22 protein-coding genes are annotated in these 25,961 nt (G+C 71.7%); 12 read left to right on the forward strand and 10 right to left on the reverse strand.

The features are described from left to right. On the reverse strand, positions 1-3,371 hold a 3,371-nt coding region (locus ABZ842_RS37400), incomplete at its 3' end, for an acyltransferase domain-containing protein (protein ID WP_361547828.1). A gap of 352 nt (positions 3,372-3,723) precedes the next feature. Here ABZ842_RS37400 and ABZ842_RS37405 point away from each other — a divergent pair. Further along, complete coding sequence (locus tag ABZ842_RS37405; protein WP_361547830.1) at positions 3,724-3,942, forward strand: DUF5988 family protein; 219 nt, start codon at positions 3,724-3,726, stop codon at positions 3,940-3,942. Between the two features lie 90 nt (positions 3,943-4,032). Here ABZ842_RS37405 and ABZ842_RS37410 read toward each other — a convergent pair whose 3' ends face one another. Then, positions 4,033-4,950 carry an ABC transporter ATP-binding protein gene (locus ABZ842_RS37410; RefSeq protein ID WP_361547833.1) on the reverse strand — a complete coding sequence of 306 codons (918 nt, stop codon included), beginning with the start codon at positions 4,948-4,950 and terminating at the stop codon, positions 4,033-4,035. A 227-nt stretch (positions 4,951-5,177) separates the two neighbouring features. Between ABZ842_RS37410 and ABZ842_RS37415 the strand changes: the two genes are divergently transcribed. Next, on the forward strand, positions 5,178-5,747 hold the full coding sequence (locus ABZ842_RS37415) for a TetR family transcriptional regulator (protein WP_361547889.1): 570 nt from the start codon (positions 5,178-5,180) through the stop codon (positions 5,745-5,747). Here the strand turns inward: ABZ842_RS37415 and ABZ842_RS37420 are convergent. Next, on the reverse strand, positions 5,737-6,369 hold the full coding sequence (locus ABZ842_RS37420; RefSeq protein ID WP_361547836.1) for a TetR family transcriptional regulator: 633 nt from the start codon (positions 6,367-6,369) through the stop codon (positions 5,737-5,739). The two genes, ABZ842_RS37415 and ABZ842_RS37420, sit on opposite strands and share 11 nt — an antisense overlap. A gap of 258 nt (positions 6,370-6,627) precedes the next feature. Between ABZ842_RS37420 and ABZ842_RS37425 the strand changes: the two genes are divergently transcribed. Then, a complete protein-coding gene (locus ABZ842_RS37425) occupies positions 6,628-8,778 on the forward strand; it encodes an MMPL family transporter (protein ID WP_361547839.1) in 2,151 nt (716 codons plus the stop codon). Positions 8,779-8,872: 94 nt separating this feature from the next. On the opposite strand, the gene ABZ842_RS37430 is transcribed toward ABZ842_RS37425, so the two are convergent. Then, positions 8,873-9,376: a VapC toxin family PIN domain ribonuclease gene (locus tag ABZ842_RS37430; RefSeq protein WP_361547842.1), complete on the reverse strand. Its 504-nt coding sequence runs from the start codon at positions 9,374-9,376 to the stop codon at positions 8,873-8,875. Next, a complete protein-coding gene (locus ABZ842_RS37435) occupies positions 9,373-9,558 on the reverse strand; it encodes a hypothetical protein (protein WP_361547845.1) in 186 nt (61 codons plus the stop codon). Before ABZ842_RS37435 ends, ABZ842_RS37430 begins: the two co-directional genes overlap by 4 nt. A 384-nt stretch (positions 9,559-9,942) precedes the next feature. Between ABZ842_RS37435 and ABZ842_RS37440 the strand changes: the two genes are divergently transcribed. The 8 genes from ABZ842_RS37440 (at position 9,943) to ABZ842_RS37475 (ending at position 21,078) form a co-directional block, all read left to right on the forward strand. Continuing rightward, complete coding sequence (locus ABZ842_RS37440) at positions 9,943-11,337, forward strand: FAD-binding oxidoreductase (RefSeq protein WP_361547848.1); 1,395 nt, start codon at positions 9,943-9,945, stop codon at positions 11,335-11,337. A 69-nt stretch (positions 11,338-11,406) separates the two neighbouring features. After that, positions 11,407-13,125: a trypsin-like peptidase domain-containing protein gene (locus ABZ842_RS37445; protein ID WP_361547850.1), complete on the forward strand. Its 1,719-nt coding sequence runs from the start codon at positions 11,407-11,409 to the stop codon at positions 13,123-13,125. After that, a complete protein-coding gene (locus ABZ842_RS37450) occupies positions 13,112-15,295 on the forward strand; it encodes a tetratricopeptide repeat protein (protein WP_361547853.1) in 2,184 nt (727 codons plus the stop codon). Before ABZ842_RS37445 ends, ABZ842_RS37450 begins: the two co-directional genes overlap by 14 nt. A gap of 82 nt (positions 15,296-15,377) precedes the next feature. Next, a complete protein-coding gene (locus ABZ842_RS37455; protein ID WP_361547856.1) occupies positions 15,378-16,841 on the forward strand; it encodes a VWA domain-containing protein in 1,464 nt (487 codons plus the stop codon). Next, the gene (locus ABZ842_RS37460) at positions 16,838-17,800 is read left to right on the forward strand and encodes a hypothetical protein (protein ID WP_361547859.1); all 963 of its coding nucleotides are present in this window, start codon (positions 16,838-16,840) and stop codon (positions 17,798-17,800) included. Before ABZ842_RS37455 ends, ABZ842_RS37460 begins: the two co-directional genes overlap by 4 nt. Continuing rightward, positions 17,797-19,101, forward strand: a complete 1,305-nt coding sequence (locus ABZ842_RS37465) for an ABC transporter substrate-binding protein (RefSeq protein ID WP_361547862.1) — start codon at positions 17,797-17,799, stop codon at positions 19,099-19,101. Before ABZ842_RS37460 ends, ABZ842_RS37465 begins: the two co-directional genes overlap by 4 nt. Before the next feature lie 92 nt (positions 19,102-19,193). Then, positions 19,194-19,565, forward strand: a complete 372-nt coding sequence (locus ABZ842_RS37470) for a CU044_2847 family protein (protein ID WP_361547865.1) — start codon at positions 19,194-19,196, stop codon at positions 19,563-19,565. A 160-nt stretch (positions 19,566-19,725) separates the two neighbouring features. Next, the gene (locus tag ABZ842_RS37475; RefSeq protein WP_361547868.1) at positions 19,726-21,078 is read left to right on the forward strand and encodes a hypothetical protein; all 1,353 of its coding nucleotides are present in this window, start codon (positions 19,726-19,728) and stop codon (positions 21,076-21,078) included. Between the two features lie 217 nt (positions 21,079-21,295). Here ABZ842_RS37475 and ABZ842_RS37480 read toward each other — a convergent pair whose 3' ends face one another. The 5 genes from ABZ842_RS37480 to ABZ842_RS37500 all read right to left on the reverse strand — a co-directional run bounded on the left by ABZ842_RS37480 (position 21,296) and on the right by ABZ842_RS37500 (position 24,770). Then, positions 21,296-21,529 carry a hypothetical protein gene (locus ABZ842_RS37480; protein WP_361547871.1) on the reverse strand — a complete coding sequence of 78 codons (234 nt, stop codon included), beginning with the start codon at positions 21,527-21,529 and terminating at the stop codon, positions 21,296-21,298. Between the two features lie 5 nt (positions 21,530-21,534). Then, positions 21,535-21,828, reverse strand: coding sequence for a WhiB family transcriptional regulator (locus tag ABZ842_RS37485; protein ID WP_361547874.1), 294 nt, complete (start codon positions 21,826-21,828; stop codon positions 21,535-21,537). A gap of 167 nt (positions 21,829-21,995) precedes the next feature. Beyond that, positions 21,996-22,247: a DUF6480 family protein gene (locus ABZ842_RS37490; protein WP_361547877.1), complete on the reverse strand. Its 252-nt coding sequence runs from the start codon at positions 22,245-22,247 to the stop codon at positions 21,996-21,998. A 117-nt stretch (positions 22,248-22,364) separates the two neighbouring features. After that, positions 22,365-23,600, reverse strand: coding sequence for an HTH domain-containing protein (locus ABZ842_RS37495; protein WP_361547880.1), 1,236 nt, complete (start codon positions 23,598-23,600; stop codon positions 22,365-22,367). Positions 23,601-23,768: 168 nt separating this feature from the next. Continuing rightward, the gene (locus ABZ842_RS37500; RefSeq protein WP_361547883.1) at positions 23,769-24,770 is read right to left on the reverse strand and encodes a dihydrodipicolinate synthase family protein; all 1,002 of its coding nucleotides are present in this window, start codon (positions 24,768-24,770) and stop codon (positions 23,769-23,771) included. Positions 24,771-24,829: 59 nt separating this feature from the next. Between ABZ842_RS37500 and ABZ842_RS37505 the strand changes: the two genes are divergently transcribed. Then, the gene (locus ABZ842_RS37505; RefSeq protein WP_361547886.1) at positions 24,830-25,813 is read left to right on the forward strand and encodes an LLM class flavin-dependent oxidoreductase; all 984 of its coding nucleotides are present in this window, start codon (positions 24,830-24,832) and stop codon (positions 25,811-25,813) included. The last annotated feature ends 148 nt before the right edge of the window (positions 25,814-25,961 follow it).

Genomic DNA, 25,961 nt, shown 5'->3' on the forward strand with positions numbered 1-25,961 from the left:
AACCCGGAAACCACATCCCGCCCCTCGACCAACACGCTCCACAAGCCCTCCGGAGACGTGACACCCCCCGGCAACCGACACCCCAACCCCACGATGGCGATGGCATCGTCGTGCGTGTCCGGGTCCGATGGACCCCGGCCCTTCGACGACGTCCGGCTCAGCTCGCTCGGCCGCGCGGGGGCGACCAGGTCGTCCAGGCCCTTCGTGAGTTCGTCGTTCAGGAAGTGGGCCAGCGCCTCGGGGCTGGGGTGGTTGAACAGCAGGTTGGTGGCGAGGGTCAGTCCGGTGGCCGCGGCGAGTTGGTTGCGCAGTTCGACCGCGCCCAGCGAGTCGAGGCCCAGGTCCCGGAAGGTGCGGGCCGGGTCGGTGTCCGTGGCGACGGGCTTGGTACTGACGACGGCCGCGTGCTGGAGGACGAGCGTCACCAGTTCCGCGGTACGGCGCTTGGGCGGCATGGCCAGCAGGCGCTGCGCGGCCTCCGGTCGTGCCGCCACATGCGCAGCAGCGGTGCTCGCGTCGTGCGTACCGGCCGTGCCGTCGATCCAGTAGGGCTGGCGCTGGAAGGGGTAGGCGGGCAGGTCGAGCGGTTCGGCGGGGGCACCGATGACGGTGCTCCAGTCCACCGGGAGGCCGTGGGCGTGGGCCTGGGCGAGCGCGGTGCGCCAGCGGCGCAGGTCGCCCTCTTCGCGTTTCAACGTCGCCAGGGCGAAGGCCGGCTCCGGCAGCTCGGCGGCCTCGATCGTCTCCTGGAGGGACGGGGTGAGCACGGGGTGCGAGCTGATCTCGACGAAGTGGGTGAATCCCTCGTCCAGCAGCGATCGGGTGGCCGCGGCGAACCGCACCGGCTGGCGCAGGTTGCGGAACCAGTAGTCGGCGTCCATCGTGCCGGTGTCGATCGCGGTGCCCGTCACGGTGGACACCAGGGTGACGGGTGCCGTGCGGGGGGCGACGTCCGTGAGGTCCCGGGCCAGGGCGTCGGCGACCTGGTCGACGTGGGGTGAGTGGGATGCGTAGTCGACGGCGATCCGGCGGGCCCAGACGCCGTCGGCTTCGCACCGGGCGAGCAGTGCGTCAACGGCTTCGGGGGAGCCGGAGACCACGGTGGAGCCGGGGCCGTTGAGGGCGGCGACGGTGATGGTGCCGCCGTGTTCGGCGGTGAGTCGCCGCACGGTGTCGCCGTCGAGCCGGACGGTCGCCATGGCACCGCTGCCGGCGAGGGTGGTCAGGGCGCGGCTGCGGAAGGTGACGATGCGTAGGGCGTCCGTCAGGCTCAGTGCGCCGGCGACGTGTGCCGCGGCGATCTCGCCCTGGCTGTGGCCGATCACGGCTCCGGGGTGGATGCCGTGTGCCTGCCACAGCGCGGCCAGCGCGACCATGACGCAGAAGGACGCGGGTTGGACGACGTCGACGCGGTCGAGCGAGGGTGCGTCGGCGCCGCCGGTGAGGACGCTGGTGAGGGACCAGTCGACGAGGGGTGCGAGGGCCTGCTCGCAGGCCGCGATGGTCGCTGCGAAGGTCGGTGAGGTGGCGATCAGGTCGCGTCCCATGCCCTGCCACTGCGCGCCCTGGCCGGGGAAGACGAAGGCGATGCCGCGCGGCTCGGCGGGGCCCCCTGCCGTACCGGTCACGATGTCGGTGGCGGGCGTTCCGGCCGCCAGGTCGTGCAGTCGGGCGACGGCTGCTTCGGCGTCGGCGGCGGAGATGACGGCGCGGTGCGGGAGGTGCGAGCGGGAGTGCGCGAGGGTCGGGGCGAGTCGGCCGGGGGTGACGCGGGGGTGTTCGGCGAGCCAGGTCGCGAGGTCGGCGGCCCGTTCGCGTAGGGCTGCGGGGTCGTGGGCGGACAGCAGGAGTACGTGGTCGTCGTCGGTCTCGGTCTCGGTGTCGGGTGCCGAGAGGGCGTCGACGGCGGGCCACTCCTGGAGCACGACGTGGCAGTTGGTGCCGCCGATGCCGAACGACGAGACCCCGGCGGTGCGGGGGCGTGCGTCGTCGGGCCACGGCGCGAGTTCGGTGGCGACCTTGAGGTTCAGTCCGTCCAGTGGGATGTCGGGGTTGGGTTCGGCGAAGTTCAGGCTCGGGACGACCTGGCCGTGGTGGAGCGACAGGGCCGTCTTGACGAATCCGGCGATGCCGGCGGCGGCTTCCAGGTGGCCGAGGTTGGTCTTCGCCGAGCCGGTCCACAGGGCGTTGCCGTGCGGGCGGGCGCTGCCGATGACGGCGCCGAGTGCGGCGGCTTCGATCGGGTCGCCGACCGGGGTGCCGGTGCCGTGGAGTTCGACGTACTGGATGTCGGTCGGGGTCACGCCGGCGTTGCGGTGGGCGAGCCGCAGCACTTCTTCCTGCGCGGTCCGGCTGGGGGTGGTGAGCGGGCCGCCTCCGTCGTTGGTGGTGGCGGAGCCGGCGATCAGGCAGTAGATGCGGTCGCCGTCGCGTACGGCGTCGTCGGCCCGCTTGAGCACGACGGCCGCGCCGCCCTCGCCGCGGACGAAGCCGTTGGCCCGGGCGTCGAAGGTGAAGCAGCGTCCGTCGGCGGAGAGCGCGCCCATCCTGGCGGCGAGCAGGGCGCTCTCGGCGGTCAGGTTGAGTTGGACGCCGGCGGCCAGGGCGAGGTCGGACTCTCCGGTGAGGAGGCTGCGGCAGGCGACGTGCACGGCGACGAGCGAGGACGACTGGCCGGTGTCGACGACGAGGCTCGGTCCGCGCAGGCCCAGGTGGTGGGAGACCCGGTTGGCGACCATGCTGCGGTGGAGGCCGGTCATGGACTGTGCGGCGACGGCATCGGGGCCGAGTTGGTGGACGAGGGCTGCGTAGTCGCTCGATGCCGCGCCGACGAAGACGCCGACCTGGCCGCGGGCGGCACCGACGGGTGTGCCGGCGTCTTCGAACGCCTGCCAGCCGAGTTCCAGCATGATGCGCTGCTGGGGGTCCATCAGCGCGGCTTCCCAGGGAGTGATGCCGAAGAAGGCGGCGTCGAAGGTGTCCACGCCGTCGATGAACGCGCCCGTCCTGACGACTCGTTCGTCGGCCGGGGTGAGCTGTCGACCGCTGCGTGAGAGGAGGCGCCAGCGGTCGTCCGACATTCCGCTGACGGCGCTGCGCCCCTGTGTCAGCAGGTCCCAGTACTCGGCCGGTTGACGTGCTCCGGGAAGTCGGCAGGACATGCCGACGACTGCGATGAAGTTGTCGGCGCCTTCGGGACTCTTGGGTTCGGAGCTCTTGAGTTCGGAACCCTTGAGTTCGGGGCCTTCAAGTTCGGAGCCTTTGAGTTCCGGGCTCTTGGAGCTGCGGGCTGCGCCGCGAGCCCGTGACGACTGCTTCTTCATGGCCACCACCAGTCCGTCGCTGGATCGTTCACACCAGAGGGCAGCCATCTGATGAGCCGACTGGCCGCGGTGACCTCAAGCAATCACGGCACAGCGCTCAGTGGCGAGCTACCTGTGGTGACGATGCGACCACTGTGAGCGGTGTTTGCAGTTCAGGGCCTTGCTCCGGCTGTGGCTCCTGGGAGATTCAGGGGGGACCTAGGCAGGCCGTCCCACCCCCCTAAGGATCTGCCTGTCGCCTTTCTGGGCCCCGTTCCGTGCCGCGCGCGACGCCCGTCGCCCTCCGCCGGGGCTAACGTGACCCAGGTCTCTCCGACTGCCGGGGAGATCGCACATCCAGGACTGCGGACCCATCCGGAGTCGTCGGTGTGAGTTCGCATTCGCCAGGAGGGTGGACCACATGTCGAGCACCTTGCCGAACAGCGTCCTGCGCGGCCATCCCCGTTCCTCGTTCTCGGAGGAGCAACTCGTCCGCTACGTACCCGACGCCGACGAACGCCTGAAGGTGAGTCGCGGCCACTGCTACGAGCACTTCGAGCGCACCGACGAGCACGTCGTGCACGACGGCCGGGAGCTGCGGGTCTTCTCCTGGACGCACCGCACGTACGTGGCGGAGTAACGACGGCTTCGGGTGGTCGGTCGCCTGCACGACCGGGCGCCGGCCGCCCCGCCCGCATGCCTGCGGGCTTGTCGTGCCCGAGTGCCTGCGTCAGTCGAAGTGTCGGGCGTCCTTGCCGGCCGTGCCGTCCGACCGGTGCTCCTGGGCCAGCAGTTGCTCCAGGGAGGACGGCACGCTGGACAGGGACCGCACGCCGTGGTCGACCAGGTGTCGGGAGACGCTGTCGGACGCGGCGGGGTCCACTTCGATCGTGACCCGCGCCCCGTCGACCGCCACGTGGTGCACGCCCGCGAGCCCCTCCAGCCCGTCGAGGGGTCGGGGCGTGTCCGCCACGATCTTCATGCGGGTGAGGTTGCGCAGCTCCTCCGGGGTGGCCGTGACCAGGTTGCGCCCCTGGGCGACGATGGTGACCTGATGGCACAACTCGACGACGTCGAAGAGGTTGTGACTCGACAGCAGCACCGTCTTGCCGGCGGCCCGGACCTCGCGCAGGCACTCGTGGAAGGCGACCTCCATCAGCGGGTCGAGCCCGGAGCTGGGTTCGTCGAGGAGGAGCAACTCCGCGTCGGAGGCGAAGGCGGCCACGATGGCGAGCTTCTGGCGGTCTCCGGCGGAGTAGGTGCAGCACTTCTTGGCGGGGTCCAGGGCGAAGCGTTCCATCAGGAGCGCCTTGCGTCGGGCGTTGAGGCCCCCGCGCAGCGAGCCGATGAGGTCGAGCACTTCCATCCCGGAGAGGTTCGGCCACAGCTGGACGCAGCTGGGCACGTACGCCAGGCGCCGGTGCAGCTCGACGGCCTCGTGCCACGGGTCCGCGCCCAGCAGTTCGACGTGCCCGGCGTCCTTGCGCTGAAGCCCCATCAGGATGCGGATGACCGTGGACTTCCCCGACCCCTTGGAGCCGAGCAGTCCGTGCAGTTGGCCCGTGGGGACCCGCATGCTGAAGCCGTTGAGGACGCGTAATCGACCGATGTCCTTGCACAGTCCGATCACACCGATCGCCTGCGTCATGCCATCGCCTCCCTCAGGACGGGAAGTGGTCTGGCCGATCCGAATGCTGCAGAGTGCGACCGGCGGTAACCAACCGTATCGGCGCTTACTCCCAACTACAAGTGACTGTCTGTTTTCGGTCCGGCCGGGTGCTGGTTTCCATGGGTGATCACAGGGGCAGACGACTACAGATGGGGAACACAGCGCGAGCGCAGCCAGGTCTTTGGGAGCGGAAGCGGTTGGCTTCGATGCACCGCATCCAGGACGCGGCCTTCGACCTGTTCGACGCGCACGGGTACGACGCGGTGACCATCGAGCGCATCGCCGAGTCCGCGGAGGTCTCCGCCAGTTCGGTGTACCGGTACTTCGGCACCAAGGAACAGTTGGTCCTGTGGAACCCGCACGGCAGCGCGACGTTGGAGAGGATCACCGACGAGCTGAACCGGCGCCCTCCGCTCGAAGCCATTCACGCGGCGGCCACGCTGCTGCTGTCGGCGACCCTCGCCGAGGCGTCCGATTCGGTGCTGCGGCGCATCCGCTACGCGATGGAGGTGCCCGAGATCAGGTCCGCGTTCGTGGCGCGGATGAATGAGATCGCACTGCTCCTCGCCGATCTGCTGGCGCGGAAACTACGCCTGGAACGGGACGACTTCACCGTTCACATCGTGGCTTCGGCCACCGTGGGCGCGGTGCTCGGCGCGGTGCAGCACTGGTACCGGACGGGCTTCGCGTACCCCCTGGACGAGGCGATGGACAGCGCCTTCGGCCTGATCCGGCATTTGGAAGTCGCGCTCGCGGGACGAACCGTCAGCCCTTGACGGGCCCCGCCTCGGGGAGCGAGGCGATGCCGTTCACCGCGACCCGGGCAGCCCGCTGGACGGAGAGCAACAGTTCGTCGTCGTCGGGGCCCTGCGCCAGCACGGTGAGGGTGGAGTTGAGCAGGGCGCCGAGCAGGGCGCCGACCGCGGCCAGCGCGTCGGACTCCGGCAGCTCGGGGAAGACCGCGACGAGGGCCTGGGCCACTTGCTGCTGGGCTTCGAACATGTGGCGGACGAGGGCGGCCTGCAGGGCGGGGGTCTCCTTGATCAGCCGGACGCGCTGCGAGGCGAGGTGGCCGGAGAGGTCCCGTTCGGAGGACTCCGAGATGACCACGCCTTCCAGGGCCCGCAGCAGGATGTCGGCCACCGACTCGTCCGGGCGCCGTTCGGAGATGATCTGCAGGACCGCGTCGACGCGGCGCCAGCCGTCGGCGAACAGCACGTCGCTCTTGCCGGGGAAGTAGGCGAAGAAGGTCCGCCGGGAGACGTCGGCCGCCTCCGCGATCTCGGCGACGGTCGTCTCGTCGTACCCCTTCTCGAACATCAGCCCGACGGCTGCGGCGATGAGCGCCGCGCGCGTCCGCCGCTTCTTGCGCTCCCGCAGACCCACGCTCTCCACCATGGCCGCACTATAACCCGCGATCTTCCAAGGGTGCATTTTTTTACCAAGTGCACAGATGGCCTAGATCCAGCTTTTCCCCTTACCGCCCCAAACTTCACCAGATGCATAGCTGCACTGGTTGCATCAATACACTGAGTGCGGTTCTATGGAGTCATGGAGCGTCTACTCGACACATTGGGCCGACTCTGCGCCCGCCGCCCCTGGCGCACGATCTCCGCGTGGCTCTTAGCCGCTGTTGCTCTTCTCGCGCTCGGTCAGGTGGCAGGCAGCACCTTCATCAACGACTTCCGCGTCCCGGGCACCGAGTCGCAGGACGCCACCGACGTGAGCACCAAACACTTCCCCGAGGTCGGGCAGGTCAGCGCCCAGATCGTGTGGCGCGCCGACGAGGGCGGCTTGCGAGACCCCGAGCGACAGAGCGCGGCGGCAGAGATGCTCGACGCGATGGCCGACCAGCCGGACGTGGTCGGGGTGGACGAGCCGAGTTACAGCCCGGACGGGGAAGCGGCGATCGCCGCGGTCAACTACGGCCCCGAGCTCGGCGAGTTGGAGGCGAAACACTTCGAACGCCTCGACGAGACGGCCGAAGCCGCCCGTGACGCCGGGCTCACCGTGGAGTTCCGCGGCATGGTGGTGGACCTGGCCAGCACGCCGTCCACCAGCACCGCGGAGCTGATCGGCGTCGGCGCCGCCCTCATCGTCCTCGTCATCGTCTTCGGCTCGGTCGTGGCCGCCGGGCTGCCCCTGGTGATCGCGGCCGTCGGCATCCTGACCGGTGCGGCGATCATCCTCTTGACCGCACTCTTCATCGACGTCCCCACCTCTGCGCCGATCATCGCGGTGATGCTGGGCCTCGGCGCCGGCATCGACTACGCCTTGTTCATCCTCAGTCGCTTCCGGACCAACCTCGCGGACGGCGAGGATCCGGTGACCGCGGCCGGACACGCATCGGCCGTGGCAGGACACGCCGTGGTCTTCGCCGGCGGCACCGTGCTGGTGGCCATCCTCGGACTGAACTTCGCCGGCATCCCGTTCGTCGGCACGATGGGCACCGCCGCCGCGGTGACCGTCGGGGTGATGGTGCTGGCCGCCATGACCCTGCTGCCCGCGCTGCTGGGGCTGCTGGGCCCCCGGGTGAACGCCCTTCCGCTGCCCCGCATCGGCGCGGGCCGGCGGAAGGCGAAGGAGTCGAATCCGCCGGCGAGCGATGCGTCCACCACCGAAGGCGATGCGTCCGCCACCGAACCGGGGGCGAAGGGCTCCGACGGCGCCGGGCCCGCCGCCCCGAAGCCCGAGGGGGCGACCTACCGTTGGGCCCGGCACGTCCAGCGCTACCCGGTGCTGTACGTCATCGTCTCCACCGTCCTCCTGCTGCTGCTCACCGCTCCCCTGTTCGCGCTGCGGCTCGGCGCCCCCGACGACGGCACGCAGGCCGACGAGCTCACCCAGCGCCGCGCCTACGACATCGTCAGCGAGCACTTCGGACCCGGGTTCAACGCGCCCCTGCTGGTGACCGTCTCCAACACGGACGACGCCACCGTCAAGGACCTGGTGCGGGAGTTGGAGAAGCACCCCGACACCTCCCGGGTGACTCCCCCGCAGAAGAGCAAGAGCGGCGACGTCTCCCTCATCACGGTCATCCCGGAGCACGCACCGCAGGACCAAGAGGTCTCGGACCTGGTGCACGACATCCGCGACTCGATCGCGCCCCGAGTGCTCGACGGAAGCGGTCAGGTGCTCGTCGGCGGCGGCACGGCGGTGATCATCGACATGGGCGACGTCATCGGCGAGCGACTCCCCTGGGTGGTCCTGGCCGTGGTGGGCGCCGGCATGCTCCTGCTCTTCGGCATGTTCCGCGCACCCGTGGTCGCCCTGAAGGCGGCCCTGATGACGCTGCTGTCCATCGGCGTGGCCTTCGGCGTGGTCGTCATGGTCTTCCAGTGGGGCTGGGGCATCGAACTGCTCGGCCTCGACAAGACCGTGCCCATCATGTCGGCCGTGCCCATGCTGCTGTTCGCGGTCCTGTACGGGCTGTCCATGGACTACGAGGTCTTCCTGCTCTCGGCCGTCCGTGAGGCGTACGACAAGGACCGGGATCCGCACGAGGCCGTGGTCACGGGCATCGGCACGACGGCCCGGGTCATCACCGCCGCGGCCGTGATCATGGCCTGTGTGTTCCTGGGCTTCACCCCGCTGCCGGACACCATCGTCCAGATGCTGGGGGTCGGCCTGGCCACCGCCGTCATCATCGACGCCACCGTGATCCGCATGGTGCTGGTGCCGGCGCTGATGACGCTGCTCGGGCACTGGTCCTGGTGGACCCCCGCTTCGCGCGGCCGTGACAAGGCCGTCGACGGTGGCCACGACACCGCCAAGGGCGACGCGGGCGAACGGTCGGCGCGGACGTGACCTCCTGACAGGAGCCGCGCCCCGGCCGGCCATGCGCTCGGGCCCACCTCGGTCATCCCGTAGGTGGGCCCGACCGCTTCCCGGCGGGCCGGGGTCAGTCGTCCAGGAGGCTGCGCAGGAATCCGCGCCTGCGGTTGGCGTTCCGGTCGGGCGCGGGGCGCGGCGGACGGTCCGCAGCCAACTTCACCATCGGGATGTCGGGGTACACCCGTCTGACGGCCTCGAACCGGTCGTCGGTGTGGACGACGGTCAGACCGTGGTCCCGTGCGGTGAGCACGGTGACGATGCCCATCAAGTTGGGCACCTGCTCCACACCCAGTGCGCGCAACCGCTTCGCCACGTCGACGGCCTCGGGCTGCTTGTCGAAGTGCTTCATCGGGACCGAGCCGAAGGCCCGGTCGAGCGCCAGGTGGAAGGGCGCGGGGTCGACACCGGGACGCAGCCCGTGCCGGAGTTCGGCGTGGGCCACGGGGCAGATGGTGACGAGCCCTTCGGCGACCCGCGCGGGCCAGGGGTCGCCGACCGTGCCGAATAGCAGCCGCCAGAGCACCGAGGTGTCGGCCAGGTAGCGCGGGACGGACCGCTCGACGGGCGTCATCGGAGTCGGTCCTCACGGTCGGCGAGGGCCCCGGAGTCCAGGTGGTGGCCGGCGTGTTCCTGGAGCCAGCTCAGCGCCTGCGCCCGCTCGTCCGGATCGGCGGACGGCAGGACCAGCTCCGCGCCGCCGCCCCTGGCACGCTCGGCCGGCGGTTCGTTCCGCCGTTCCCGGAAACCGAACATCTGGTGACCCACCCCCGTCGTAGCGCCTTCGCGGGCCGCTGTCCTCGCGGTCGCGATCGGTCGTCGACGCACCGTCACTTCGCAACGCCGTGCCGGGTGCCGCCGACCGCGGTCAGTAGATCACGGACGGGGGCCGGACCGGGGGGACGGGGTGGCCCGGTTCCGCACGGTCGCTTCGCCGGCTCCTCTCCGCGGTGCGGACACCGCCGTACCTAGGCGTTCTCCGGATTCCCCCGTTCTCCGGATTCCCCCGTTCTCCGGATGTCCTCCACATCTCCGCACAGTTCATCGGAGTTGGACTCCGGTGAACTGATGCACTCTCCATTCAGCGGATGCTACGGTCGCTGATCAGAGTCATCGGACGATCACGGGAGGGGTGCTTCGGTGACGCATCAGACGGGGAACCAGCAGGCGGAGGTCGCCGCGCACCTACAGCGCGCGGCCCCTTCCGGGCAGGTGGTGACCTCCGGGCCCGCCTACGACGCGAGTCGCGCGCTGTGGAACGGAGCGATCAGGCATCGGCCGGTCGTCGTCCTGCACTGTTCGCAACCGAGCGACGTCCAGGCCGGCGTCCGAGTCGCCCGTGACCTCGGCATGCCGGTGTCCGTACGGGCGGGTGGCCACGGGTGGACCGGATCCGCCCTGGCCGAAGGCGGGTTGGTCATCGACATGAGCGCACTGCGTCGGGTGCGGGTCGACGCCGATGCGGCAGTGGCGGAGCTGGACGGGGGAGCCACCTCCGGTGATCTGGCCGAAGCCGCCGAGCCCCACGGACTGGTCGCGGTGACCGGAACGGTCGACGCGGTGGGGATGGCGGGCCTGAGCCTGGGCGGCGGCTACGGTCCGTTGAGCGGCCGTTTCGGTCTCGCGGTCGACAACGTGCTCTCCATCGACGTCGTCCTCGCCGACGGCTCGCTGATCACCACGGACGCCGAGCACGAGCCGGACCTGTTCTGGGCGCTGCGCGGGGGTGGCGGCAACTTCGGCGTGGTGACCTCGATGCGGGTCACTCTGCACACCGTGCCCACCGTCCTCAGCGGGGTCATCATGTTCCCGTGGCCCCAGGCCGCCTCGGTCCTGGCGGCCCTGGAGGAACCCGCCCTGCGCGGACCGGACGAGTTGACCGTCCAGTGCGGCGTCGTCACCGGCCCCACCGGGGAGCCCGTGGTGTTCGTCGCCCCCACCTGGTGCGGCGAGCCGGCGCGGGGCCAGCGGGTCGTGGACGCGCTGGCCGAACTCGGGGACCCGATCGCCTCCTACGTCGCCCCCACCAGGCTCGCCGACATGCTCAAGCAGAACGGCGCCGCCTTCCCGGCCGGACGGCACGTCGAAATCCGCCCGAGGACGCTACCGGGACTCACGTCCGCGGCGATCGACGCGCTCGTGGCCGGGGGCGCGGGGATGACGTCCGCCCTGTCGGCGATATCCCTGCACAGCCTGCACGGTGCGGCGACCCGGGTGCCCGTCGAGGACACCGCCTTCGCCGCCCGCACCCCGCACCTCCTCGTCGAGACCATCGCCCAGTGGGAGCCCGGCGACCGCGGCGGAGCGAAGCACCGCGCCTGGGCCGGGGACCTATCGGACGCCCTGGCCGGCGAGGCGCTGCCGGGCGGATACGTCAACCTGCTGGCCGCGGACGAGACCGACCAGATCACCCACGCCTACGGTCCTAACCGGGACCGCCTGCTGGCGGTGAAGAACAGGTTCGACCCCGACGCGGTCTTCTCCGCGACGCCGCTGCCCCCGCGATCCACAGCGGCGCAGGGCGAGGGGGCGTAAGGCCCGGACGGAGAGGGATCGGGCGCGGATTCCCGCCCCGGACGCCAAGTCTGCCTCTACCGTGGAGACATGACGCAGCATGACCATCGGGACAGACCGTGGCGCGTGCGGATCGACAACGAGTGGGGCGACCCGCGAGGTGCCGGCGTGCTGCTCGACGACCGTTCCGTCCTGACGTGCGCGCACGTGGTCCAGGAAGTCGGCGGTCACCCCGGCGGACCGTCCTCCCACGTCCGGGTCAAGAGCACCGTGTGCAGTCCCGAGTGGACCCGCACCGCGCGCGTGGCAGCCGGCACCTGGGTGTACCACAACGGCACTCGGCTCGGGGACGTGGCCCTCCTCGAACTCGACGAACCGGCCGGCTGCGACCTGCGCACCGAGCTGTGGAAGGTACCCATCTCCGGCGGCAGGGTGCGCGTCTACGGCTTCCCGGGCGTCGAGCCGTACGGCATCGGGGTCGATGCGGAACTGGCCGGGTCCGGGGGCCGTCAAGGCGAGTGGGGGATGCTCAAACGGGTGAGCGAGGGTGATCCCTGGATCGAAAAGGGCTATTCCGGTGCCGGGGTGATGGCCCTCGACGGCGAGTTCGAGGGGCGCGTGATCGGCATCGTGGTCGCCGAGTACGTCGACGAGGACGTCAAGGCGGCCTGGATGATCCCGACCGAGACGATTCTGTCGTACCTCCCGCGCCTCGCCGCCTTCTCCGGTGGTGACGGCATTGACGACTTCGGCTCCCGGGACCTGCCCGTCGCGGACCTGGACGATCCGCTACAGCTCGCGCTGACCCGGGAGTTGACCCGGCAGCTCGACGGCGGACGCGCCGGCACCGTCCTCGTGGGCACCGGCAGCGCCACAGGAGCGGGATCCTCCTGGCTCGCTCGCCTCGCACGCACATCAGGGCCGGCCGGCCGGACCGGCGGGGGCCGGGACGAACGCACCGGCGCGCCCAGCGGCACCGTCCTCAACTTCGGCGTCGTGGACGCGGCGTACGACGCGCGCGGCAGATCCACCGCCGAGGTGTGCGCCCATCTCGCCCGGCGGTTCGGCTTCAGCACCCGCGCAGGCGTCGCCGAATTGGTGTACGACCTGCTGCACCGCCGACCGCCGCCCTGTTTGATGGTGGACGGCGTCGACCGTGCCCTCGATCCCGCCGAGCTCGTCGCGGACCTCCTCGCACCGCTGGCCCTGCGCGCCCGCTGGCGCGGGCTGCGGCTCGTCCTCGGCTTCGAGGGAACGCCCCCCGACGACCTCCCGTACGACGTCCACCTCGACCCGACGCCCCTGCCCGCCGGCAGCGGGATGCAGCCGGTGACCGAGGCGCAGGTCCGGGCGGCGGTGGACGAGTTGGTCGCCGCCGAGGACGGGGCGCTGGCGCTGCACCGGACCGTGGGGACGACGTTCCTGGCACCGCCGCGTCTGCCTCCCAGCAGCGCTCCGCGGCTGAACGTCCGGCTCGCCGTCGCCCGGGCCGCCCACCCGAGCGCGGAGCTCGCCGCCGTCGAGGCACGTGCGGTGGCCGCCCGTACCGCCGTCGCTCGATACGTCGACGCGCTGCGGGAGATGACGGCGGAGCGCGAGGACCTCGCCGTCTCCCTGGAACTGAACCGCGGGCTCGCCGAGCGGTGGATCGGGGCCGAAGACCCCGTTCTCGGCGAGCTGCACGTGGCCGCGGCCAGCGCGCTGCAACACGTGCCCATCGACCTCGCAGCGGCCAGACGGCGCGTGCCGCGCTACCTCGCGGCCGTCAACCAGCGGATCGAAGCGGAGCGTCGCGGTGAAGGAGGTTGAGGCGATGTCGCTGTGCAACCGTCCCGTATGCGGGCGCGGCACCATCGACGAACAGGGCTTCTGCACCGCGTGCGACAGGAAGCCGCTGCCACCGGACCAGGGCGGTGCACCTGCCCCGGTCAAAGAGGCGGCCACCGGCGTGGCGCCGGTGCGCCCGGACCCCTGGTACGGCCTCGCCCTGATCGACGACCTCCCCGTCCCGGACTCGACGGGCACCGAGCCCCAGGCGCCCCAGGCGGACAGCGGACCCCTCGCCGAACAGCACCGCTTCTGCGCCAACCCCGGCTGCGGACGGCCCGTCGGACGCGGCCAGGACGGACGTGCCGGTCGAACGGCGGGGTTCTGCTCGCACTGCGGCACCCGGTTCGACTTCGCCCGCGTCAAGGACCTCGTCATCGCCGGACGCTACGAAGTCCGCCGCCTGCTCGGCCAGGGCTCGTACGGGGCGGCCTACCTCGCCCACCATCGCAGCCTCGACACCGATGTCGTCCTCAAGGAACTGCGCACCTCGCTCGCCCGGTCCGACAAGGAACGCGACGTGCTGGTCGGGCTCCGACACGACGCCATCATCCGCATCCTCGGCTACGAGGAGGAGCACGGACGCACCTACCTGGTGCTCGAATACGTCCCCGGCACCGCGCTGTCGGCGCACCCCGGTGACCGGTTGCAGACCCTCCTCGCGCACGGTCTGCGCCTGCTACAGGCGCTCGACTACCTGCACGACCGCGGGCTGTTGCACTGCGACGTCAAGCCCTTGAACATCATCCGCTTCCACGAGCCCGGGCCCGCGGGCCCGCTGGACCGGGTCCGACTCATCGACTTCGGCGCGGTGCGGTCCGTCGCGGACCGGGGGCCGATGGTCGAGTACACCGAGAGGTACGCACCGCTCCCCGGGGACGCGGAGTACCAGCAGGGACCCACGCCCGGCTTCGACCTGTACGGGCTCGGCATGACGCTGAAGGAGGCGTGCCGCGAGCACACGGCGGATCCGCTCGCCCCCGGGGTCCGGTCGCTGGCGCTGCTCCTGGAACGCGCGACGCACGCCGACGGGCCGACCCGGCGGTTCAGCTCGGCACGCCAGTTCGGCGAGCAGCTCAGCGGTGTGGTGCGGCAGGTCGTTGCGGCGCCTCCGACGGGCCGTCGGGTGGCCCGGCCATCGGCGCTGTTCGGCCCGCTTCACACGTCCCTGCACGGTGGCATCGGCGAGGCCCGGCCCCTCGACCACTGGATCGGCGCGACGGTGGAACGGTCAGAAGGGACGAAGGGCACCGGGGACCTGAGCGTACGTCTGGCCCTGCCGCCGTTCCTCACCGCTCCGGACCCGCGTGAGGTCGCGGCGGCGCTGCCGATGCCGCTGGGCGACGCCGACGACCGTACGGTTTCCACGAGGGTGATGGGTCGGCTGGCCGAATGTCGACGTTTGCTGCGTGCGGCAGACGTCGACACCGCAGAGCAGGTCCTGAAGGACGTGCCGCTTCCCGACGGCCACTGGCTCAACGGCTGGTACGCCGGCCTGATCGCGCTCATGCGGCAGAAGGCGGACGTGGCAGGGGCAACGGCGCACTTCACCAGGGTGCGGGCCGCTCTTCCGGGCGAGCTGATCCCACTGCTCGCGCTGGGGCTGTGCGCGGAGCAAGTCGGTGACCACGCAGTGGCCGAGTCCCACTACGCCACCGCCTTCGCCACCACCCCGGCACTGGGGGCGGCTGGTTTCGGCCTGGCCCGCGTCGCCTACCGCACGAGCGGCGCGGAGCGGGCCGTGGGGATCGTCGAAGAGCTGTCCCAGGAGATCCGCTTCGAACGCGAGGCACGCATCGCGGTCTTCCGCCTCTCGCTGGCGCGGCTCGGGCCGGCGGCCGACGCGGACGGTCTGGGCGAGGTCCGCTCGTCCTTGGCGGCGCTCGACGTGGACGACGCCGAACGCACGTCGCTGCAGGCCGAATTGGGCCACGCGGAGTTCTTGGGCCACGGTGACCGGCTCGCGTTCTCGGAAGCCGTCCGCGCCCTGGCCCGGCACTCCCCCACCGAGCGGGAGCTCGTGGCCCTCGTCGACCTGGCGAACCGGCTGCGGCCCGAGCCCCGGTGGCCGTGGTCCCCACTGCGCGAGCGACGGCGAGCGCGGGCGCGGCGGGCTGCAAACGTGGCGCGACAGGACCGTTCCGCAACGTGACCGGAGGCGCTAGGCTCCCGCTTGCCCGAACCGGGCACACACGGCATTTGCGGTCAGGTGCGACGAGGGGTCGTGAGGACCGATGGGGGAAATTTCGCGTGCCGCGCTCGACTTCTCCGTGGAAGTCGACGCGCCGCCGCACTTGGCGTTCGACGCGACCCGGGCCGATGCCCTCGTCACCGTACGGGCCCGTGCTGTCGAAGGAGGCGTGCCCCACGGGCCGGTGCCCAGCGCCGAAGTCCTGATCATGGACCGGTCGTCGTCGATGGCGGGGCTCGGCAAGCTCGACGAGGCCAAGCGTGCGATCTGCGCGGCCGTCGACACCCTGCGCGAGGGAACGCTCCTCGGGATCGTGGCGGGCCACCGCACGGCCACGGTGGTCTATCCGCCGGGCGGCGGGCTCGTACGCGTCGACGCCGCGCACAAGCGGGAGGCGAAGGCCCGCGTCGCGGCCCAACTGGCGCACGGTGGAACGGCGATCGGCACGTGGCTGGAGTGCGCCCGACGGCTCTTCGACGCCTCGACCGCCCCGGGCACCGTACGCCACGCCGTGCTCTACACGGACGGCAAGGACCAGGACGAGAGCCCCGAGGAGCTCGACGCCGCCCTCGCGGCCTGCACCGACCGGTTCACCTGTGACGCGCGCGGGCTCGGCGAGGACTGGAATCACCACGAGCTCCGCCGGGTCGCCGACGCGTTGCACGGCAGCGCCGAGGCCGTCATCGACATCACCGACCTCACCCGGGACTTCGTCGCCCTCATGGAAAGGGCCCAGCGAGTCGTCGTGCCCCATCTGTATCTGGGGTTACGGCTCAACGAACGGCTCGGCCTCGGTTTCGTCCACCAGACCCGCCCCGTGCAGGTCGACCTCACGCGCCAAAGCCAGCAGTACGGCGACGAGATCCACATCCCCCTCGGGTCCTGGTCCGCGGAGGCCCGTCAGTACCAGATCTCGCTGCGTTTCGAGGCCGGGGCACTGCCCGTCGACGAGGAGTTGCGGGCCGCCCGCATCGTGCTGCACACCGAGCCGCCCGACGGCGGCGGGCGCGTGCCGTGTGCGCCACCGGACGCGTTCCTCGTACGACGGTGGCCCAATCCGGCCTTCGAGGTTCCCGTGCCGGACTTCCAGACCCGCGTCCGGACGGAACAGGAACTCGGCATGGCGATGCGGGCCTGTGCGGACGCGCACGCGCAGCAGGACGGCACGCGCGCCGACCGGGAGTTGCGTCTCGCGCTGGGGCTCGCGGAAGAACTCGGTGACGAGCGACGGCTGCGGCTGCTCCGGGCGGTGGCGGACACGGACGCCGGGGGCCGGGCGGTCGTACGGCGCGACGTGACGCGCGGCGAGATGCAGCGGCTCGGGCTCGACTCGACGCGGACCGGCCCGCTGCCCCTGGACGCGATCGAACGGATCGCCGCCGGGCCCGCCGGTGCCGCTCGACGCCGCTGCCCGCACTGCGGCGAGGCCCTTGCCTCTCCCGGCGCCCAGTACTGCGAGCACTGCGGTCGCCACGTCGACGACGAGGGCATCGGGACCGGCGGATGAGCGCCGAGGACAGCCGCTCGGCGGCGCCCACCGCGCGGAGCCGCACCGTCGAGGCGTGGCGCAAGCTGCGCGGCGTGCACCCGACCCGGGTGCTGCGTTGGCTGCGCACGGGCATGCTGACCATGGTGTGCGCGACCGCCGTCGTACACCTCCTGGTGGCCGTCGACGGCGGGCAGGAGATCACCTCCGCACGGCGCACGAATGCGGCGATCAACGACATCCGCACGGCCATCGGCGCTGCCGAGGAGGCGGGCCGGGCCCTGGACGAGGCTGCGAGCGGTCAGCTCGAACTGATCGGCGCCGGAACGGATTTCGCCAACGCGACGGCGCGCATCGGCACCCTCGTCACGGCTGCCGCGCCGGGCAACGCGGCCGGGGCGGCCGGCCGGACGCAGATCCAGTTCGTCCAGGGGCAGTTGACCACCGTCCTGGAGCTCACCGGCGCGGCGGTTCGCGACCAACGGCACAGCCGCCAGTCGAGCGTGGACGGCGCGGTCGGCGCGCTGGCGGCCTCCCATCTGCCCGACCCGGACACCGGTCGGCCGATCCCCGGCACCGGCGGGCTTCGGGCCTCCCTCGAAGACCTGGAGAAGATGCAGATCAACGGTCTGGCCCGGCAGCGGGACGCCAACTGGCTCGATCCCGTCCAACTCTGGGGCCTGGCCATGGCCCCGCTGGTCGTGATGTTGGCGCTGGGGCTCGCCACCGCTTGGGTCCTGGCGTGCCACTTCCACCGCCACATCGGCCGACGGCTCCCCGGGGCGTTCGCCGTCACCGCGGCCGTCGCCGTCGTCTCGGCCGCGCTCACCACGTGGGACGAGGGCCGCCTCTCCGCGCACCCGGCGGTCGGACACCCCGTGACCATGACGGTCGCGCTCCTGGCGCTCGTGGTGGCCGGCGTCCTCAATCACCTGGCGTACCGCCCCCGGCTCGCCGAGTACAGGTTCCCCCGCCCATGACGGCGTCCACGACCGAACCCGTGCCGAGGACACCGCGCCGCCTCCGTCGGGGTGTCCTGCGCGCTCTCGTGGCCTTCGGTCTGCTGCTGGCCACGGCCGGCTGCACCGTCCCCGGCGCCGGCACCGAGGAGCGGGTGTCCATCATGGTTCCGTGGACGCAGAAGGCTGAGTTCCAGGCGTTCTACTCCGTCGTCAAGGACTTCGAGCACGACACCGGCGTCCGGGTCGACGTCCAGGTCACCCGGGCGCTCACCCAACAACTCGACGCCTCGGTCGCGGCGGGCTCCCCGCCGGACCTCGCCGTGCTCCCCAGCGTGAGCGCCATCGCCAGGTACACGCACAAGGGCAAGGGCCTTCGTCCGCTCGACGACGACACGGTCGACATCGACGCCTATCTGCAACCCTTCAGAGGTCTCGCCCAGGTGCGGGGCACGACGTACGCGGTGCCGGTCAAAGTCGACGTCAAGACCCTCGTTTGGTACGACTCCGAGACGACCGAGCAGCCGCCCACGGACTCGATCGACGCGCTCGCCGCCTTCGCACGCGGAGCCGATCTCCGCTGGTGTCTCGGCCTCGCGTCCGGCCCGACCTCCGGCTGGCCGGGTGCCGACTGGATCGCCGACATCATGCTCGCCGACGCAGGCGCCGGGGCCTACGCGCAATGGGCCTCCGGTACGTTGCCGTGGACGTCCACGGAGGTCGAGCGGGCCTGGTCCCGCTGGCGTGGACTCCTCGGGGACGCGGCCCTCAGGGACGCTCCTCAAAAGGCGTTCTCGGACGCCACCCGGACGATGACCACACCGTCGCCCACCTGCCAATTGGCGCACGGCACGCGCTCGGCCCTGGCCGCCGTCGACGGAGAGCCCGCACGCCTCGACTTCGTCGCGCCCCCGACCAACCGTCCCGTTCAGGTGTCGGGCGACTTCATCGGCATGTTCACGGCCGACAACCCGAGCGCACGCCGCTTCGTCGCATACCTGGCCGGCTCGGAAGGCCAGCAGTCCTGGGGCAACGCGCCCGGCTCATCCGCCTTCTCCGCCCACGCCGCGGTGACCGGTTACGCCAACCCGGTCCAGCAGCGCATCGCCACGATGCTGCAGCCCCGCTCGGGCTACCAGCTGTGCTTCAGCGCAGCCGACGTGCTGAGCCCGGACGTCGCCGCCGCGTTCTACCGGGCCGTCCTCGACTTCGCGGACGGCGCCAACGACCTCGGCAGCCTGCTTCCCCAGCTCCAGAGCGTGCAGGAGGAGCTGGGGACCTCGCCCCTTCCCGCCAACGCCCTCTGCGCCGCGCCGCCCTGATCCTCATCCGCATCCGCATCCGCATCCGCATCCGCAGGGTTTCGCAGCCGAACCCGTGCCGGCCGCCGTCGAACCCATGACCGAGGAGTCCCGTGTCTGACGTAGTCCAGTTCGCCCTCTCCGACGGCACCACCGTCCTCGTCTCCGCACCGGCACGGACCGGCACCGGCGCCGTCAGCCTGGGCCAACGCCTGCAAGGCGCGCAGCGCACGCTGCGCGAGGCCATCGCGCCGGTCACCGCCGCTGCCGCCGAGATGATCGCCGAGTTCCGTTCCCTTGCGCAACAGCCGGAGGAGGTCGAAGTGGCCTTCGGCATCACGCTCGACGCACAGCTCGGCGCCGTCCTCACGAGCGCGAAGACCAGCGTCCACCTGGACGTCCGCCTCCGCTGGAGCAGCACCCAGCCCGACCCGCCCGCCCCGTCCCCCGCACCCCCTTCTGGCGGTGACCTGCGAGGGTCATGAATCGACGGGTGCGGCGTGGGGGCCTGCACATCGATGACGGGGGCGATGGACTCGACCGGTGAGCAACTCCGTGCCGGCCCGCGCCGCCCGTCCCCTTCCTGCGACGTCACTTCGCGCAGCCCTCCCTCTTCCCCGTCCGCGCTCCGGTGGGTCGTCGTCCGTGCCCGGTTGGGCCGTCGCCGTGCCGCCCGCCCTGCTGATGCTCGCCTTCGGGCTGTGGGGCCTGACGCGCGAGGGCACCCTGTGGGGCGACGAGGCGGTCACCTACGGCATGGCCCGGCGCACGGTCCCCGAGATCTGGCGGACGCTCGGCACCGGCGACGCGGTGCACGGCCTCCACTACTTCCTCGTGCACGCGGTGTTCGCCGTATGGGAGCCCGGGCTCGTGCCGCTGCGGCTGCCGTCCGTGCTGGGGACCACCGCGACGGCCGCCGGCGTCGCCCTCGTCGGCCGCCACCTCGCCGGGCCGCGCGCCGGCCTGTTGGCCGGGCTGGTGCTGACGGCGCTGCCGGTGGTCCACCGCTACGCGCAGGAGGGCCGCTCGTACGCACTGGTCTGCGCGTTGGTGACCTGGGGCAGCTGGCTGCTGCTGCGCCGCCGCTGGGTGGCGTACGCCGTGGTGATGCTGCTGGCCTGTCTGCTGCACGAGTTCGCGGTGCTGGTGGTCGCGGCACACGGCGTGACGGTGTGGCGGCGCAGAGAGGACCGGGGACGCGGCTGGGTCGCCGCCGCGGTGTGCGTGACGGTCGGGCTGGCTCCCCTGGCGCTGTTCAGCGTCACCCAGTCGTCGCAGGTGGAGTGGATCGACCCGCCCGACACCGGGGACTTCACGGTGCTGGCGCTGCTGGCCGCGCTCGGCTGGGCCTGCACGCGCAACCCGACGGGTGCACGCGTACGGTCCCTGGCCTTGCCGCTGCTGGTGCTGCCCACGGGGCTGTTGCTGCTGGTGTCGACGGTGCATCCGCTCTTCGTCGACCGCTACGTCCTGCCGTACGTCGTCGGCCTCGCGCTGGTGCTGGGCGCGGCGCTGGACCACTACTGGTCGCGTGCGCTCGCGTGGTCCGCGGCGGTCGGGGCGCTGGTGGTGCTGGTGACCCACGGGCCCTTCCTGCGTATGCCGGACAGCCGCAAGAACGACGTGGGTGCGGTCGCGTCGGCGGTCGCCGAGGTCTCCCGCCCGGGCGACGGGCTGCTGTTCGCCCCGGGCCGGCGCCGCAGCTACGCCCTCGCCCACGCCGCGTCCTACGCACATCTCCACGACGTCTCCCTCGCCCGCTCACCGCGCGCCTCCGACACCCTCTTCGGTACGGAGGCGTCACCCGCGCAGGTGCGCTCGCACATGCTGTCGACGTCCCGGATCGTGGCCGTGCAGGACCACCGGGACCAGCCGCTGGACGCGGAGCCGGTGGAGCGGACGAAGCGGGCCGTCCTGCGTACGTCGTTCGCCCTGGTGGAGGAGCGATTGGTGGGGCAGGTCCGGATGGGCGTCTACACCCGCCGATCCCCCGGATAGACAGGCCCTAAGTCGTGTCCGTAAGCCCCATGTGACCCGTCCGCCAGCGCCGCCGGAACACCAGCGCCCCAAACCCCCTGCCCGCAGACGAGTGACAGGGGCAGCGAGACAGGGGCGCGGGGAACTGCGCGATATGCCCACCACCGGCCCGGCCGGCCTGACGCCGAGTCCGACCGTCACGCCGGAGAGCAGCATCCACACGGGCGGGGCGGACGGGTCAGCCGGTGGGTTCGTCAGGGGTGGGGTGTTCGGGGTGGACGTTGTGTCCACGGGGCCGGCCCTTGGGGTGCGTGCCGGCCTCGTCCGTGTCCGGCAGCTCGTCGCCCTCGCCCGGCACCTCGGGTACGGGGACGGCCAGCGGGTCCTCGCCCTCGTCGTCGCCTGCCTGGAGGTGCTGGGGATCCCGGGGCAGCGGCTCGTCCTGCTTCCTGCCGTCCTGACGCTTGGTCACGGTCGTCACTCTCCTGCGTGTCGTGCGGCGGGGACGCCCACGCCGCGCTCGGCGGCGATGCCGCCCCAGACGCCGTTCGTCTGCCCCGTGCCGCGCGCCCAGTTGGCGCACTGAGCCGCCACCGAACAGCGCTCGCACACCTCCCTTGCTGCTTGGACCTGCGCGGCGCCGGGCCCGGTGGTGCTGATGGGGAAGAACAGATCGGGATCGGCCACGTCCGCACAGGCGGCCTCCCGCTGCCACTCCATCGCGGCACGTCCACCGGATTCGACGAGCCGTGTTCCGGGGTTGACCCTCATGCCCGCCCCTCCCTTCGCTTCGTCGCCTCGTCCGTCCCCTGCGGGTAACCGGAACGACGGCCGATAAACCGATGACGTCACTCTCAGTAGCACCGGCCCGCTCCGGGTGCCCGGGCAGGCGGGGGCGGAACCTGCACTCGCAGGCTCTGGACAGCCGGCCGGACGCCTCAGAGATTCATGAGGAAGATGGCGTAGGCGAGGAAGAAGGCGGCCATGAACGCGACGAGGACCGCGATGACGATGAGAGGCCCTTTGGCCCAGCCACGGCTCGTCTCCTGGCGCGGGCCGGTCTCCGGGCCCGTGCTCGACTCGGCGGGCGGCGTCTCGCCCGGTGGCACGCCAGCGCCGCGTTCCGGGCTTGAGGTGCTGCGTGGGTCTGGGGCGGGCGACGGGTTGCCGCCCGTTCGGTCAGTGTTCATGGCATCCGAGTACCCAGTACGGGCGCGATGTCCCGACGTGGCCCCCGTCGATGAGCAGCGCCGGCCCCGGCAGCCTCCTGCCTCCTGCCTCCTGCCTCCTGCCTCCTGCCTCCTGCCTCAGAGTCGTACGCGGTACACGATCGGCGGCCGGCCCGTCTGCCCGTGCTGCTGGCTGCCGATCGGCACCGCCACTCCCGCCCGCTCCAGCCGCTTCAACACGCGCCTCGCGGTGCGCTGCTGGACGTCCAGGTGCTCTGCCACGGCATGCGCGGTCAGGCCCTCGCCGTCGGCGGCGGTGACCAGTTCGCGCAGCTTGTCGAGCGTCTGCGGGTTGAGCCCCACTCGCCGTGCGAGCAGCACGCTGTTCTCCGGCCCGGTCGGCGCGGTCGCCCGGCCGGAGTCGGCGTCGATCACCATGTCCACGTCGTCCCGCATGGACACGACCCCGGCCACGGATCCCACCGCACCGGCCCGGTTGACGGCCCGCCGCGCCAGCGACTCGGCCTCCGCCGCCGTACGGCCCAGACCGAAACCCACGTGCACCGAGGTGTGCCGGGAGGCGAGCGCGTCGAGCAGCGGGAGCCGGGTGAAGTGTTCGCTGGCCTTCTCCAGGGCACCGCGGGTGGTCACCACCAGCCGCCGCCCGTCCGGCAGATGCGCCAGACTGCCGCCGAGCGCGGCGAGGTCGGCGGCCAGTTCGGAGTCGTCGGAGCCGGGCGGGATGTCGACGATGCCCATCGCCACCTGCGTGTCGCCGCTCTGTGCGGCGGAGGCGGCGAGCACCAGCGACTGCACGGTGGCGCGGATGGAGTGCCGGGAGGGTGCGAGGCGTACGGCGTGCATCTCGTTGTCGAGGGTGTGGAAGGTGGAGCCGAGGCAGGTGAGTGCCACCCGGGTCTGTTGGTCGTCGCGGGCGCCGAGATGGAAGGAGACGAGGTCGTCGCCGGTCAGCCCGGGGCGGTACGGCAGCACGTGCACGTGCTCGGTCGGCAGCTTGGCCTCGGTCATGGTCTCGACGACCTCGGCGCGCTGGAGCGTGTCGATGGAGATCCGCGACACGTCGTGGCCGAGGCGCAGCAGCTCCACGAGCGCGCGCAGCAGCGTCGCCCCGTTGTACGGCACGTACATCGCCGACCGGTCCAGCAGTCCGGCTTCCGCCGCGAGCGCGTACGGCACGACCCCGGTGAACAGCAGGGCGTCGGCGCCGGACGCCGCCGCCTCGCGGACGACGTCGAGGGTCTCGTCCTCGTGCCGGTAGGGCAGGCCCAACAGCCGCGTGGCGCCGGGAGCACCGACCGCCCGCACCTTCTGCACCAGGTCCTCGGGGCCGATCACACCGATGGTGAACGCCATGCGCCCCGTCTCCTTCATCCATACGGCCTGTTCCGGCCGGGTCCCAAACGTCGCGCGGGTAAGTCTAGGCATTACGGACCTCAGCGGTTCGTGCTCGCCGGGTTGACGTACCACAAAGGTTCTTCATCTTTCGGTCCAGGCCATAAAAAGGATACAAGGGCGGCCCCGCTACTCCGCCCCGTCCTCCGCCAACTCCTCCAGGCACCTCACCACTCGCGCCCGCTCCACCGGCGGCAGCGGCGGGCCGAACGGGTCGTGGGCCGCCGCTTCCGGCAACAGGCCCTCCCACACCGCCGCCCAGTGCATCCGCTGCACATAGCCCTCGATCGGAGCGAGGAAGGTGGCTTCCGCGAAGCGGTCCAGGCGGGCCGACGCCCTGACGAAGGCCGTGTGGTCCGCGGCGCGCCAGGCGTCGAGGACCGCCGTCGTCAGTTCCGCGCGGGCCGCCGCGATGCCGACGAGGGCCGTGTCGGCGCCCCACATCAGGCTGGGGCCGAACATGCGGTCCTCGCCGGTGACGACCAGACGGTCCGTGGCCCGGGCCGTGCGGATCGCGTCCTGGCAGGCCATCGCGCGGTCCAGGGTGGCCAGTTTGAGGCCCAGGGACCCCGGCAGGGCCAGCAGGTCGCGGACCAGTGCCGGCGGATACTCGTACCCGCCGGCCTCGCCGTGCAGGAAGAACCCGAGCACCGGCAGCCCGCTCGCCTCCGCCACGCGCTCGTGCAGCCGGACGGCGCGGTCGTGGCCGTCCGGGAGGGCGGCCAGGGCGTGCAGCGGGTACACCATCACCGCGTCCGCGCCCAGTTCGGCCGCCGTCACCGCCATCGCCTCGACCGCGGCCTCCGCCTCGGCCACGGTCGCCGGTGAGAGGTCGCGGGGGACGCCCGCGCCGGCAACCAGCGGCTTGTCGGTCGCCGCGCGCCAGGTGCGCAGCACCCGCGCGCGGTCGACCGCCGAGAGGTACAGGCCGCGGCCGGTGTGTGCCCACACCGCGAAGCCGCCGACCGGGACGGCGTCGAGCTGCGCCGCGTAGGCGCGCAGGACACCGAGGTCGACGTTCCCTCGCGCATCCATCGGTGTCAGCGCCGCCGGGAGTACCGTCCCCCGCAGCGTCCGGAACAACTCACCCGATGCGTCCACCACTTGTTCCGCAAACCCTTTGGTAACCACGGACAATACGTTAACCTTTACGGCCCAGACCGTAAAGGACAAGGGATAGGAGTCCGGCCATGCGCCTCGGCCTCTACGTCAACCTGTTCACCGGTAAGGACGACCGCCCCGCACTCGCGGACGCCGTCGAGCAGGCCCGGCTCGCGGAACAGGCGGGCTTCGACTGGGTGGTGCTCGGCGAGCGCCATCTGCACCGCCCCGGCTACCACGAGGCGCTGACCTCGCTGACCTGGCTGGCCGCGCACACCGAGCGCATCGGCCTGGCCACCGCCGGGCTCATCGCCCCCGTCTACCAGCCGGTGTGGCTCGCCGAGACCCTCGCCCACCTCGACGTGCTCTCCGGCGGCCGGCTCACCGCGGGCGTCGTCCTCGGCTACCGGCCCGAGGAGTTCGCCCTGTACGGCGTCCCGCCGCACGAGAAGGTCGCGCGCTTCGAGGAGTGCGTGGAGCTGGTCACCCGGCTGTGGACCGAGGAGTCGGTGACGTACGAGGGGCGCTTCACCTCCGTGACCGACGCCTTCCTCTCCCCCCGCCCCGCGCAGCGGCCCCGACCGCGCCTGTGGAACGGCGGTCGGGTGCCCGCCGCACTGGCGCGCACGGCGCTGATGTGCGACGGCTGGACGACGTCCTTCAACGAGAGCGACGCCGAACTCCCCGCGAAGATCGACCAGTACCTCTCCTGCGAGCGCGGACCCGGCACCCTCGGCGCCGACGTGCTCGTCTGCCGCGAGGGGTACTGTGCCCCCACCTCGCAGCAGGCCCGCGCGGCACTGGAAGACCCGCTGCGAGCGCTGTACGACGCGTACGGGTCCTGGAAGCGCACGTCGATGGACGCGGCCCGGTACGCGCAGGGGTGGGACGAGATCGCCGCGCGCAGCGTCGTCGGCTCCCCGGAGCAGTGCGCGGACGGCCTCGGCCGCTATGCCGCGATGGGCGCGGACGGCGTCATCCTGCGCGTCCAGCCGCCGGGGATGCCCCAGGCGGACGCCCTCCGGGCCATCGAGGGCTTCGGCGAGGTGCTGGGGCGGTTAGGGCGCTTCTGAGGGCTGTCTCGTAATCCCTGGCGGGCAAAGGGAACTGAGCCAGGAATCCGCAGCCCCCGTTATGTTTTTCGCGGTCCTGCAATGGGGCCGCTGGCCTCCGGGCCCGGTATGACTGTGTCCCCTCTGTCGAACGGATGACCTGGGGGGT

Origin of the sequence: Streptomyces sp. NPDC047315 (genome assembly GCF_040643215.1) — a bacterium.
In the GTDB taxonomy this organism is placed as follows: Bacteria; Actinomycetota; Actinomycetes; order Streptomycetales; family Streptomycetaceae; genus Streptomyces.

Excerpts from the sequence above, each read along its gene's own strand:
- ABZ842_RS37405 (WP_361547830.1), top strand. The coding sequence starts at position 3,724 with ATGTCGAGCACCTTGCCGAACAGCGTCCTGCGCGGCCATCCCCGTTCC.
- ABZ842_RS37410 (WP_361547833.1), bottom strand. The coding sequence starts at position 4,950 with ATGACGCAGGCGATCGGTGTGATCGGACTGTGCAAGGACATCGGTCGA.
- ABZ842_RS37415 (WP_361547889.1), top strand. The coding sequence starts at position 5,178 with ATGCACCGCATCCAGGACGCGGCCTTCGACCTGTTCGACGCGCACGGG.
- ABZ842_RS37420 (WP_361547836.1), bottom strand. The coding sequence starts at position 6,369 with ATGGTGGAGAGCGTGGGTCTGCGGGAGCGCAAGAAGCGGCGGACGCGC.
- ABZ842_RS37430 (WP_361547842.1), bottom strand. The coding sequence starts at position 9,376 with ATGACGCCCGTCGAGCGGTCCGTCCCGCGCTACCTGGCCGACACCTCG.
- ABZ842_RS37435 (WP_361547845.1), bottom strand. The coding sequence starts at position 9,558 with ATGTTCGGTTTCCGGGAACGGCGGAACGAACCGCCGGCCGAGCGTGCC.
- ABZ842_RS37445 (WP_361547850.1), top strand. The coding sequence starts at position 11,407 with ATGACGCAGCATGACCATCGGGACAGACCGTGGCGCGTGCGGATCGAC.
- ABZ842_RS37455 (WP_361547856.1), top strand. The coding sequence starts at position 15,378 with ATGGGGGAAATTTCGCGTGCCGCGCTCGACTTCTCCGTGGAAGTCGAC.
- ABZ842_RS37460 (WP_361547859.1), top strand. The coding sequence starts at position 16,838 with ATGAGCGCCGAGGACAGCCGCTCGGCGGCGCCCACCGCGCGGAGCCGC.
- ABZ842_RS37465 (WP_361547862.1), top strand. The coding sequence starts at position 17,797 with ATGACGGCGTCCACGACCGAACCCGTGCCGAGGACACCGCGCCGCCTC.
- ABZ842_RS37485 (WP_361547874.1), bottom strand. The coding sequence starts at position 21,828 with ATGAGGGTCAACCCCGGAACACGGCTCGTCGAATCCGGTGGACGTGCC.
- ABZ842_RS37490 (WP_361547877.1), bottom strand. The coding sequence starts at position 22,247 with ATGAACACTGACCGAACGGGCGGCAACCCGTCGCCCGCCCCAGACCCA.
- ABZ842_RS37495 (WP_361547880.1), bottom strand. The coding sequence starts at position 23,600 with ATGGCGTTCACCATCGGTGTGATCGGCCCCGAGGACCTGGTGCAGAAG.
- ABZ842_RS37505 (WP_361547886.1), top strand. The coding sequence starts at position 24,830 with ATGCGCCTCGGCCTCTACGTCAACCTGTTCACCGGTAAGGACGACCGC.